Raw genomic sequence first — 13,266 nt, 5'->3', positions numbered from 1 at the left:
TATTACTTCAAACTTTAGTCAAAAAAATCAGCATACCATCCCTTAGTTCTGTAGTTCTCCTAAAAACACAAAAGCTTTTATTTTACAAGAAATACCACAAATACAGTAAATTTCATCTTTTATAGCATCAAATAATTAAACTATCTTTGCAAAATCTTTTTAGAAGATACCTTTATGAAGCACATTAGAAACTTTTGCATTATTGCACATATAGACCACGGTAAGAGCACACTTGCAGACCGTTTGTTAGATTACACAGGTTCTGTAACAGCTAGAGAAAAGCAAGACCAGTTGCTAGACAATATGGACTTAGAACGTGAGCGCGGTATCACCATAAAATCACATGCCATTCAAATGGATTATGAATATAATGGCGAAAAATATGTTTTAAACTTAATTGACACCCCAGGTCACGTCGATTTTTCGTATGAAGTTTCTAGATCTATAGCCGCTTGTGAAGGTGCACTTCTTATAGTTGATGCGGCACAAAGTATTCAGGCACAGACCATTTCTAATTTATATCTTGCCTTAGAGAATGATCTAGAAATTATCCCTGTATTGAATAAAGTGGATTTACCAAGTGCAAACCCAGAAGAGGTTACAGACGATATTGTAGACCTGCTGGGTTGTGACCCTGAAGATGTGATTCACGCTAGTGGAAAAACAGGTTTTGGGGTTGATAATATTTTAGCAGCTATTATTGAAAGAATACCGGCTCCAAAAGGTGATCCTGATGCGCCCTTACAAGCCTTAATTTTCGACTCTGTTTATAATACGTTTAGAGGTATTGAAACCTATTTTAGAGTGTTTAATGGCGAAATTAAAAAGGGGCAGCATATAAAATTTGTAGCCACCGGAAAAGATTATTATGCTGATGAAATTGGCACACTAAAACTCACTCAAGTTGCCAAACAAAATGTTAAGGCAGGCGATGTAGGATACCTCATCACAGGTATAAAAACAGCTAAGGAGGTAAAAGTTGGTGATACAATTACAGACTTTGCCAAACCAACTACAAACATTGTTGAAGGGTTTGAAGATGTAAAACCTATGGTATTTGCTGGTATTTACCCTGTTGACACTGAAGATTACGAAGAGCTAAGAGCGTCTATGGAAAAACTCCAACTTAATGATGCTTCGCTTGTGTTTCAACCCGAAAGTTCGGCGGCTTTAGGGTTTGGTTTCCGATGTGGCTTCTTAGGGATGCTACACATGGAAATTATTCAGGAACGTTTAGAGCGTGAGTTTGATATGACCGTAATCACTACGGTTCCTAACGTATCATACCATGCCTATACCAATAGAGAGCCTAATGAAACAATAATAGTTAACAACCCATCAGATTTACCTGAACCCTCAACCTTAAATCGTGTTGAAGAACCTTATATCAAAGCAACTATAATTACAAAATCCGACTTTATTGGTAATGTAATGTCGCTTTGTATTGAAAAACGTGGTATTATAACCAATCAAACCTACTTGACGCCTGAGCGTGTTGAGCTAACCTTTGAAATGCCACTAGCTGAAATTGTTTTTGACTTTTATGACCGACTAAAAACCGTTTCAAAAGGCTATGCCTCTTTTGATTACCACCCTATAGGCATGAAGCCTTCAAAACTGGTGCGTTTAGACATTCTGCTGAATGCACAATCTGTTGATGCGCTTTCTGCACTTATTCACACCGATAATGCTCAAAATATAGGACGAAAAATGTGCGAAAAGTTAAAAGAACTTATCCCTCGCCAACAATTTGATATTCCTATTCAAGCCGCTATCGGTGCAAAAATCATTTCTCGTGAAACCATAAAAGCCTTACGTAAAGACGTAACTGCTAAATGTTACGGTGGTGATATTTCGCGTAAAAGAAAACTTTTAGAAAAACAGAAAAAAGGAAAAAAACGCATGCGTCAAGTAGGAAATGTTGAAATCCCGCAACAAGCGTTTATGGCTGTTTTAAAACTCAACGATTAGTTCTTTTTACGCCTTTGTAGGGCTTTATAAAAACCCAAACAGTACCTACCTGTTGCCATGGTACTTTTTTCTGAATGATTAAAACTTAAACAGGCTTTTATCATGATTTTATTGTAAATAATTTCATGTATTTGCTGATATGCATTAATTTCTTCAAAAAGAAAAATCTACTATAAATTGTTGATAATTATTTTGTATGTTTATAACATAGTATTATTAACAATAAGTTCATATGCTATAAATCCCTGTTAACACTATGTTTAACTAAATTTACACTGTCTTAATTATTTGATTTGGCCGAAAAAATGTTATTAACAATTTAACAATTTCAAGAAGCTTGCTTACTTGATTTTCAATAAAGTACCTAACAAATAATCGTTTTGACAATTATTAAAATTAACCATAAAAAAAGAAGGCAACGTCAGTTCTATTTCTTTTTTTTGATATGAATTTTACTTAACACAACCATATGAAAGCACTTTTTTATACCAGAGAATTTCCACCCTATGTTTATGGTGGCGCCGGAGTTCATGTTGAATATTTAGCTGACGAATTGTCTAAATTAATTGAGGTCGACGTAAGGTGTTTTGGAGATCAAAATGAAAGTGCAAATAATTTAACTGTTAAAGGATTTCCTTTTGACAATGCTATTTTTGATAATGCCGATGATAAACTTAAATCTGTATTTAAAACACTTAGTACCTGTTTACACATGAATGCAGACTCCGTTGATGCCGATGTAGTACACTGCCATACCTGGTATGCGCATTTTGCTGGTATTATTTCTAAACTTTGTTATGGCACACCTTTAGTTATTACCACTCATTCTCTAGAGCCTTTAAGACCTTGGAAACGCGAACAGCTAGGACGCGGATATGATGCCTCATCATGGGTTGAAAAAACAGCTATTGAAATGGCTGATGCGCTAATTGCGGTATCTGAAGAAACTAAAGAAGATGTGATTAAACATTTTGATGTTGACCCCAATAAAGTACATGTTATTTACAATGGTATTAATCTGCAACAATATATTACAACCTCTGAAACAGCTACCCTTGACACCTATGGTGTTGATAAAACAAAACCTTATGTGCTTTTTGTTGGAAGAATTACACGTCAAAAAGGTATTATTCATTTGGTAAATGCCATAAAATATATTGATCCAGATACGCAAATTGTACTTTGTGCTGGTGCTCCAGACACTCCTGAAATTGCCAAAGAAATGAAAGACAGCGTTGATCTTGTTAAAAAAACGCGAGACAATGTGATTTGGATTGACAAAATGGTAACCAAAGAAGAAATCATTCAACTATATTCTCACGCCGATGTATTTTGTTGTCCTTCTATTTATGAGCCTTTCGGCATCATTAACATTGAAGCCATGGCTTGTAATACTGCTGTAGTGGCCAGTGCGGTTGGCGGGATAAAAGAAGTAGTTGTAGATGGCGAAACCGGTATTTTAATTCCGTTAGAACAACAAACCGAAGCACCATTTGAACCCATAGATCCTGATAAGTTTTCTAGAGACTTAGCTGATGGTGTCAATAAAGTTATCAAAGATAAAGCCTTACGAGAAAAGATGGCCGTTAACGGCAGGAAGCGTGTTGAAGATTACTTTGATTGGGTAGCCATTGCAAAACAAGTAGAAGAACTATATGCGTCTTTAATAAAATAAATACACTAACTAAAACGATAAAACATGATAAACAACAAGGTGCTTTCAATAATCTTAGGAGGCGGTCAAGGCTCGAGGTTATACCCACTTACAAAAGATAGATCTAAACCCGCTGTTCCAATTGCAGGTAAATACAGGTTAGTTGATATTCCAATCTCCAATTGTATAAATGCTGATATAAAACGGATGTATGTACTCACACAGTTTAACTCAGCATCCTTAAACCGTCATATAAAAAACACCTATCATTTTAGTTTTTTTAGTAGTGCCTTTGTTGACGTACTTGCTGCAGAACAAACCCCACAAAACAAAACCTGGTTCCAGGGTACAGCAGACGCCGTAAGACAAAGTATGCATCATTTTTTAAGACATGATTTTGAATACTTCTTAATTCTTTCCGGAGATCAATTGTATCAAATGGATTATGAAGAAATGATTAATGCACACGAAGAAAGTGGTGCCGAAATTTCAATTGCTACTATTCCTGTAACCGCTAAAGAAGCTACTGAATTTGGTATTTTAAAGTCCGATGATTCAAATGTTGTTACTTCCTTTATTGAAAAACCAGATGCCAGTCTATTACCTGAGTGGACCTCTGAAGTAAGTAGTGAAATGAAAAACCAGGGAAGAAACTACTTAGCATCCATGGGTATTTATATTTTCAATAGAGACTTATTAACCAAACTTATGGAAAACCCAGACACCAATGATTTTGGTAAAGAGATTATTCCTGGTGCTATTGAAACCCACAAAACTTTAAGTTATCAATACGAAGGCTATTGGACAGACATAGGAAATATTGACTCATTCTTTGAAGCTAATATTGGACTCACTGATGATATTCCTAAGTTTGATTTATATGATAAAAGCAAGCGTATTTATACCAGAGCCAGAATGTTACCAACTACCAAATTGGCGGGCACTATGCTTGAAAAAGCTGTCATTGCTGAAGGATGCATCATTAGTGCTGCAAAAATTGAAAAATCGGTTATTGGCATTCGTTCAAGAATTGGTGATGAATCTACCATCATTAACACGTATATGATGGGTTGTGATTTCTATGAAACCCTAGCTGATATTGAATCTAACAAAATTGAAATTCTATTAGGTATTGGTCAGCGTTGCTTTATAAAAAATGCTATTATTGATAAAAATGTTCGCATTGGTGATGATGTAAGGATAAACGGTGGCAAACACCTAGAAGATGTTGAAACAGAAACATATATGGTAAAGGACGGTATTGTTGTTATTAAAAAAGGTGCCGTAATACCAAAAGGCTTTGTAATTTAAATCTAAAATTTCTTTTTTCACAAACACATTATGAAGCAAAACCAGAAAAGAGTTGTCATTGATTATGTGTCACCTAATGTTAATTGTGGTGAATTTTACATAAAGAGAGTCGTTAATGAAATTGTTAATGTAGAAGCATTTATTATGGCCGATGGTCATGACGTACTTGGTGCCTCCATTTTATATAAACATGAAAATGATAAAACTTGGTCTGAAACCAGAATGACCCTACGCTCTAATGATGAGTGGCATGGTGCGTTTTCAGTTACCAAACAAGGATTTTATTCCTATAAAGTTGAAGCTTGGGTAGATTATGCCCTTAATTGGCGCTATGGCCTGATAAGAAAAATAAACGACGGGCAACATGTGTCCTCTGAACTTTTGGAGGGTGCCGAATATATTGATGCCATCATTAATAATGTTAAAGAAGAAGACAAGCACTATCTTGAAAAGCTACGCTATATTTTTAAGAATGAAAATGATTACGGTGAAGCCATTACAGAAGCTTGTACAGACAGACTCTATCAAATATTTTTTAAGAATCCGTTAAAAATATTAGCTAACACCAGTATTGAGTACAAGGCTTATGTTGATAGAAAAAAAGCCAGATTTAGTACTTGGTATGAATTTTTCCCGCGCTCAACCTCACAACAAGAAGGTATTCACGGTACTTTTAAAGACTGTGAACGTATCATGCCTCGTGTAAAAAGTATGGGGTTTGATGTGGTTTACCTCCCGCCTATTCACCCCATAGGCGAAGTGAACCGTAAAGGAAAAAATAACACTACCGAAGCCAAAGATGGTGATGTAGGTTCCACTTGGGGCATTGGTTCAAAATATGGTGGACATAAAGATGTGCATCCTCAACTGGGGACTCTTAATGATTTTAAAAATCTGATTCAAGTAGCAAAAGATAATGATATAGAAATTGCTATGGATTATGCTTTACAGGCAGCTCCAGACCACCCATGGGTAAAAGAGCATCCGCAGTGGTTTAAGTGGCGACCAGACGGCACCGTACAATATGCAGAAAATCCACCAAAAAAGTATCAAGACATTCTGCCTATTTATTGGGAAAGCAAAGACTATAAAAACCTTTGGAAAGAGTGTCTTGACATTCTTATGTATTGGATTGATTGTGGTATAAAAATATTTAGGGTAGATAATCCGCATACCAAACCATTCTATTTCTGGAACTGGATTATTTCCCAAGTAAAAGCCAAGCACCCTGATGTTATCTTTTTAGCTGAAGCTTTTACTGCTCCTAAAGTGATGCAACAATTAGCAAAACAAGGCTATACCCAATCATATACTTACTTTACTTGGCGTAATAATAAGCATGAATTAATTGAATACATGCATGACTTAACAAAAAGTGACTTAAAAGAGTATATGCAGCCCAATTTCTGGCCTAATACACCAGATATTAACCCGTATCACTTACAAGGCGCCAATGAATCTAAACATATTCAGCGCTATGCTTTGGCAGGAACATTAAGCTCGTGCATTGGAATTTATGGTCCTGTTTTTGAATACATGATTACCAATCCGCTTTTAGGTAAAGAAGAATACCTAAATTCTGAAAAATTCCAGATTACACACTATGATTGGAGCAAACAAAATAAGCTAACCACAATCATTGCAAAAATAAATTACATCAGGCATTACAACCCAGCATTACAGCAAACCAATAATATCAAATTCTGCCACATTGAAAATGATAGTTTAATTGCCTTTTACAAATGGAACGATGACCGAAGTAATGAAATTTTTGTGGTTATAAGTTTAGATGAGCACCACTCGCAAGCAGGTTCTGTTCAAATGCCATTACAAGACATTGGTGTGCCTCATGGGTACAATCTTGAAATGCATGATTTAATAACCGATAGTAGATACAATTGGAATAGCGAATGGTGTTATGTTGAGCTACACCCTACTATGCCTATGCATATTTTTAAAATAAACAAATAAAAATATGTCGAACCAATCTTTAAAAACATCTAATCAACCTATTTTCAAAACAGAAAAGCCTTGGGAAACACTACTTGATAATGACAAGTTTGTTAAGGCTTTTTTGTCGGATGTTTTAGAAGATTATATTGTACAACAACGCTGGTATGGAGGGAAATCAAGCAACCTTAAGTATATAGAACTTGTTGAATATTTCAGAATACAGCAACATGGTGAAGTTTATTTTGGATTAATTTTAGAAGTCAATTTTGTTGAAGCCTTCTATCAACACTATTTTTTACCCATTGCATTTGTTACTGATGAGAACTTTGTTCAAGAGGACAAAATTTTACCCTTATATATTGAGGATCAAAAAGGCTATATAATTGACGCTGTACACCTTGAATCTTTCAGAAAATTGGTTTTTGAGCGTATTGCAACGGCTCTACCTAAAGACACCACAAAAGTACAATACCATAAAAGTCACCTATTTAAAGATGTGACCTATGAATCCTCAAGGTTCATGGGCCTTGAACAAAGCAACACCTCAATAGTTTACAATGAAAAATATGTTTTAAAGTTCTTCAGGCGCATTTTTTCAGACAAAAATCCTGACTACGAAATGAGCAGGTTCTTATCAGAAAAAAAAGAATTTAAAAACACCCCTGCTTATCTAGGCAGCATAAACTTAGTAGATGCCGCCAATACCAATATTACTCTAGGTTTGATGCAGGAAATGATTCCTAATGATGGCGATGCTTGGGATTATATGCTGAAAGAACTCCATAAGGTCTTTTCTAATTTAGAATACAAACGCATCAACATTGCTGAGTTACCAAACACAGACTTATACCAAAGACTTAGCATTAGCGATATTCCTCCCCAAATTATTGATTGGGCTGGTTTAAACTTGTTTTCAAAAATAAAAACCCTAGCCTTAAGAACGGCAGAAATGCATATTGCTTTAGGCTCAGAATTTGAAGAAACCGCTTTTACACCAGCACATTATAATGGCGATTATACCGTATGGTTAAAAAATAAAATGTTGCATCAATTTCAAAACCGGTTAAATATTGTAGAAAATAACATCTATAAACTTGATGGGCTTGCATTAACCTTAGCCAATGAATTTTTAGATAAAAAAAACCTTATAAGAAAACGTTTTGTTGATTTTGACTGGACGAAACTTAAAGGAGAACGCATCCGTGTTCATGGCGATTACCACTTGGGGCAAATATTGGTGAAAGATGATGATTTCTACATCCTTGATTTTGAAGGTGAACCAGAAAGTACCATTCGCGACAGAAAGGTAAAACAACCACCATTAAAAGATGTTGCAGGTCTGTTTAGATCTTTTCATTATGCCATTTATGCTAATGTTTTCAATAATTGTGAAAAACACTACAATGCTTCTTTTGAAGATCTTTTTCATGCCTCCGAAATTTTATACCGATATATCACTGGCTTATTTTTAGGCACTTATGTTGCTGAAATTCAAAACGCAAATTTAAATTTAGGATACAATCAAGAACGCATTTTCATATTAAAATACTGCTTACTTGAAAAAGCAGTTTATGAATTAGGATACGAACTAAACTCACGCCCAAAATGGGCTATAATTCCTTTAAAAGGAATCTCTAATATTATAAACCACTAATTTATGGCACACGTAAAACCGTATAGTTTATTTACAGAATTTGACATTAATCTATTTAAAGCAGGCAAACACTTCAGGCTTTATGAAAAATTTGGTTCACACCTTGTTACCGTTGATGGCATTGATGGTGTATACTTTGCCGTATGGGCGCCCTCAGCAAAACAGGTCTCTGTTATAGGTGATTTCAATTATTGGATTGAAGGCGAACACCAACTCAATGTGCGCTGGGACTCTAGTGGTATTTGGGAAGGGTTTATTCCTTTAATAGGAAAAGGAACTACCTATAAGTACAAAATTCAGAGTCATAATCATGACATAAAAACAGAAAAAGCAGATCCTTATGCCAGACGCTGCGAGCACCCTCCTAGAACAGCTTCTATTGTTTGGAAAGACGATTACAAATGGAAAGACAAATCATGGATGAAAAACAGAAAAAAGCACAATGCCATTGATGCCCCATTTTCTGTTTATGAAGTACATTTAGGATCTTGGAAAAAGCATGTTGAAGAGGATCGGTTTATGTCTTACTTTGAGCTGGCAGACGATTTGGTAAAATATGTGAAAGACATGAATTTCACCCATGTTGAACTTATGCCTATTATGGAATATCCTTACGATCCGTCTTGGGGCTATCAACTTACAGGCTATTTTGCACCAACCTCACGCTATGGGTATCCTGAAGAATTTAAATATTTGGTCGATAAACTTCATGAAAATGAAATAGGAATAATACTAGACTGGGTGCCATCACATTTTCCTGAAGATGCACACGGTTTAGGCTTCTTTGATGGGTCACATTTATACGAACACCCCGATAGAAGAAAAGGATACCATCAAGACTGGAAAAGTTTAATTTTTAATTATGAACGCAATGAAGTACGATCGTTTTTAATAAGTAATGCCATTTTTTGGCTTGAACAATATCATGCTGATGGTTTACGTGTTGATGCTGTAGCTTCTATGTTGTTCCTTGACTATTCTAGAGAAGATGGTGAGTGGGAACCTAACATTTATGGTGGTAGAGAAAACCTAGCGGTAATCAGCTTTTTAAAAGAATTAAATGAGGAAGTGTATGCCTCATTCCCTGATGCACAAACTATTGCTGAAGAATCTACAGCATTCCCTATGGTTTCAAAACCAACATTTGTAGGCGGTTTAGGATTTGGAATGAAATGGATGATGGGCTGGATGCATGACACCCTAGAATACTTTGCTAAAGACCCCGTATACAGAAAATATCATCAAAATGATATTACCTTTAGTTTAGCATATGCCTTTACTGAAAACTTTATGTTGCCATTATCACATGACGAGGTGGTTTATGGCAAAAACTCTATTTTAGGTAGAATGCCTGGCGATGAATGGCAACGTTTTGCAAACCTCAGGTTGTTATATGGCTATATGTTTACGCATCCAGGAACAAAACTCTTGTTTATGGGAAGCGAGTTTGGCCAGTATAACGAATGGGATTTCCAAGAAAGCCTAGACTGGAATTTACTTGATTTTAAACCTCATCAAGACATCCAAAACTACTATAAAGCACTAAACACATTGTATAAAAACACGCCTGCCCTTTTTGAAAAAGGTTTTAGTAGTGAAGGTTTTGAATGGATTAGTTATGATGACCATGAAAATTGCGTAATCTCTTATATTAGAAAAGGCTATAAAGAAGATGAGAACGTAGTTGTGGTGTGTAACATGACACCTGCCATAAGAGAAAATTATAAAATTGGTGTAACCACCAAAGGTAAACTCGTGGAAATTTTCAATAGTGATGCCAAAGAATTTGGAGGTAGCGGTGTTAAAAACAAAAAACAAATAACCATAAAGAACGACGCATGGAACGGGAAAGACTATTCAGCCGAAATCACCCTACCTCCATTAGCTGTTACTGTATATAAGTTTAAATAAGCTATACCACATAACGAATAAACGCTCCTTTTATGATTGAAACTATAATCACAACAGGAGCGTTTTCTTTTACAATTTACTTATAGTTTTATTTAATCTCTTTTTGAAACATAAAAAATTTGCTATGTAAGATTCGTTTTGTTTTAAAATTTCACATCATTAATCATTTCTAACTAAAATATGTTACCTTAAAAACGGGTTTACCCTTGCTTTTTAAACATTTTTCAATTAAACCACTCATTATTTGGGTTTTAGGTAAATAATTTCTCTTTTTTTTAATAAATAGCAATATGAGTCCTCTCCTAATTTTAGTATTTTCGTGTGCTAATATTTAAGTAGGGATAACATGATATTAAACACTGAATTAGAATATAAGGGGAACCTGTTCCCTTCCAAAATAGTATCATATCAAAAAAACCTCAATGTACTCTCATTTACTTGTAACAATGGTGTCGTTCTTCAGGTCACCGTAAGAAGAGATAGTATTTTACGCTTTAGGTTTACTACAACTGGTATTTTTGAAAACGATTTTTCATATGCCATAACAAAATATGCTAGTAGAGGCTACAACCATCTTGAAGTTACTGAAAATACTGACAATTACATCATTACTACATCAAAATTAATTTGTTATATTTCAAAACTCGATTTACGTTCTTCCATATATGATGCCAAAGACAACTCCTTAATTTGTGAGGATGAACTCGGTTTTCATTGGGAAGAAAGTTATGAATTTGGGGGCGATGTTGTAAAGATGTCTAAAACTGCCCAACCAGGAGAAAGTTTTTACGGCTTGGGAGATAAACCCGTTGATAATAACCTTAAAGGAAAACGTTTTGAAAATTGGGTTACCGACTCTTTTGCCTACGGTAGAGATACAGATCCTATTTATAAGGCCATACCCTTTTATACGGCTTTGCATAACAAAAAGGCTTATGGTATCTTTTTTGATAATTCATTTCGTTCCTTTTTTGACTTTTGTCATGAAAGACGAAACATAACCAGTTTCTGGGCACATGGCGGAGAGATGAACTATTACTTTATTTACGGACCAGATATGTCTGACGTAGTAGCTAATTATACCGATTTAACTGGAAAACCTCATGAAATGCCAGCATTATGGGCATTAGGTTACCATCAATGTAAATGGAGTTATTATCCAGAGTCAAACGTAAAAGAAATTACCTCTAAGTTCAGAGCATTAAAAATTCCTTGTGATGCTATTTATCTGGATATTGATTATATGGAAGGGTTTAGATGTTTTACATGGAGTGAAGAGCATTTCCCTGACCCTAAAAGAATGGTGAAAGAACTTGCCGATGATGGCTTTAAAACTATTGTTATCATTGATCCAGGTATTAAAATAGACATGGATTATGCGGTATTTAAAGAAGGGCTTGATAAAGACTATTTCTGTAAACGTGCCGATGGCCCATATATGAAAGGTAAAGTTTGGCCTGGCGAATGCTATTTCCCTGATTTTACCAACCCCGAGGTTAGAGATTGGTGGTCAAATCTTTTCAAAGAATTGGTTGAAGATATTGGTGTAAAAGGCGTATGGAATGATATGAACGAGCCTGCTGTTATGGAGGTGCCGGGAAAAACATTTCCTAATGATGTAAGGCACGATTATGACGGTAACCCTTGTAGCCATAGAAAAGCACACAACATTTATGGTATGCAAATGGCAAGAGCAACCTATCAAGGATTAAAAAAATTCTCTTACCCCAAACGACCATTCGTCATTACCAGAGCGGCTTATTCTGGCACACAACGCTATACCTCAACATGGACAGGCGATAACGTAGCCACCTGGGATCACCTCAACATTGCTAACCTACAAGCGCAACGTATGTGTATGTCTGGTTTCTCTTTTGTAGGCTCTGATATTGGTGGATTTGCAGAACAACCCAACGGTGAACTATATGCCAGATGGATTCAATTAGGTATCTTTCATCCGTTTTGTAGAACACATTCTTCTGGAGATCATGGTGATCAAGAACCTTGGGCATTTGGAGATACTATTACTAATGTGGTAAGAAAGTTTATTGAATTAAGATATCAACTCCTACCTTATCTATACACCGCTTTTTGGAGATATGCCGAAGAAGGTATTCCTATTTTAAAATCTCTGGTACTTTATGATCAAGAAGACACACAGACCCATTACAGAAATGATGAGTTTGTTTTTGGCGAAAAAATCCTAGCTTGCCCTATAACAGGTCCTAACCAAAAAGGAAGACGCATGTACATTCCTGTTGGAAAATGGTATAACTTCTGGACGGATGAGATCGTTATGGGAGGACAAGAAATTTGGGTAGATGCCGATTTAGATAGTATGCCTATTTTTATTAAAGAGGGCGCCATAATTCCAAAATACCCTATTCAGCAATATGTAGGCGAAAAATCCATAGAAGAATTATTACTGGATGTGTATTACAAAAACGGAAAAGAAACTTCTATGGTTTATGAAGATGCAACGGATGGCTATGATTACATAAAAGGACGATACAGTTTACGTGACTTTAAACTTTTAGGAAAGAAGAATGAATTAATTATTCAGCAGCATAAATCAGGTAAATTTATCACCTCATATAAAACCTTTAAATTAAATCTTCACGGCCTGCCATTCAAGATTTCAAAAGTGCAAATTGATAATGTTGAAATTCCGTTTAAGGATATTAAATTAAATGGAGACAATACCTTGGTCATCACCAAAGAATTTACAGAACTGCATATTATAGGAAAATAATAATTATCTTATTTTTTAAAAGAATACTCAGAGAGGCCAATTTCTGTCTCTGGGTATTTT

Annotated in this window: 7 protein-coding genes; all 7 read left to right on the top strand. The window is 35.4% G+C overall.

The features are described 5' to 3' along the window. The first annotated feature begins 174 nt into the window (after positions 1–174). The 7 genes from lepA (at position 175) to FGF67_RS00875 (ending at position 13,206) form a co-directional block, all read left to right on the top strand. Entirely contained in the window at positions 175–1,971 is a 1,797-nt protein-coding gene (gene lepA / locus FGF67_RS00905) for a translation elongation factor 4 (RefSeq protein WP_139694575.1), read from the top strand. 469 nt (positions 1,972–2,440) lie between these two features. Then, positions 2,441–3,646: a glycogen synthase gene (gene glgA, locus FGF67_RS00900; protein ID WP_139694574.1), complete on the top strand. Its 1,206-nt coding sequence runs from the start codon at positions 2,441–2,443 to the stop codon at positions 3,644–3,646. Positions 3,647–3,670: 24 nt separating this feature from the next. After that, complete coding sequence (locus FGF67_RS00895; RefSeq protein WP_139694573.1) at positions 3,671–4,936, top strand: glucose-1-phosphate adenylyltransferase; 1,266 nt, start codon at positions 3,671–3,673, stop codon at positions 4,934–4,936. 30 nt (positions 4,937–4,966) lie between these two features. After that, positions 4,967–6,907 (top strand): alpha-1,4-glucan--maltose-1-phosphate maltosyltransferase, encoded by a 1,941-nt coding sequence (locus FGF67_RS00890; protein ID WP_139694572.1) that lies wholly within the window; start codon positions 4,967–4,969, stop codon positions 6,905–6,907. A 4-nt stretch (positions 6,908–6,911) separates the two neighbouring features. Next, positions 6,912–8,543 carry a trehalose synthase gene (locus FGF67_RS00885; RefSeq protein ID WP_139694571.1) on the top strand — a complete coding sequence of 544 codons (1,632 nt, stop codon included), beginning with the start codon at positions 6,912–6,914 and terminating at the stop codon, positions 8,541–8,543. Between the two features lie 3 nt (positions 8,544–8,546). Next, positions 8,547–10,454, top strand: coding sequence for a 1,4-alpha-glucan branching protein GlgB (gene glgB, locus FGF67_RS00880; protein ID WP_139694570.1), 1,908 nt, complete (start codon positions 8,547–8,549; stop codon positions 10,452–10,454). Between the two features lie 346 nt (positions 10,455–10,800). Next, positions 10,801–13,206 (top strand): glycoside hydrolase family 31 protein, encoded by a 2,406-nt coding sequence (locus FGF67_RS00875; protein ID WP_139694569.1) that lies wholly within the window; start codon positions 10,801–10,803, stop codon positions 13,204–13,206. Positions 13,207–13,266 lie beyond the last annotated feature (60 nt).

The organism is Allotamlana fucoidanivorans (assembly GCF_006265225.1).
GTDB lineage: Bacteria > Bacteroidota > Bacteroidia > Flavobacteriales > Flavobacteriaceae > Allotamlana > Allotamlana fucoidanivorans.
This window is presented reverse-complemented; position numbering and strand designations above follow the sequence as displayed.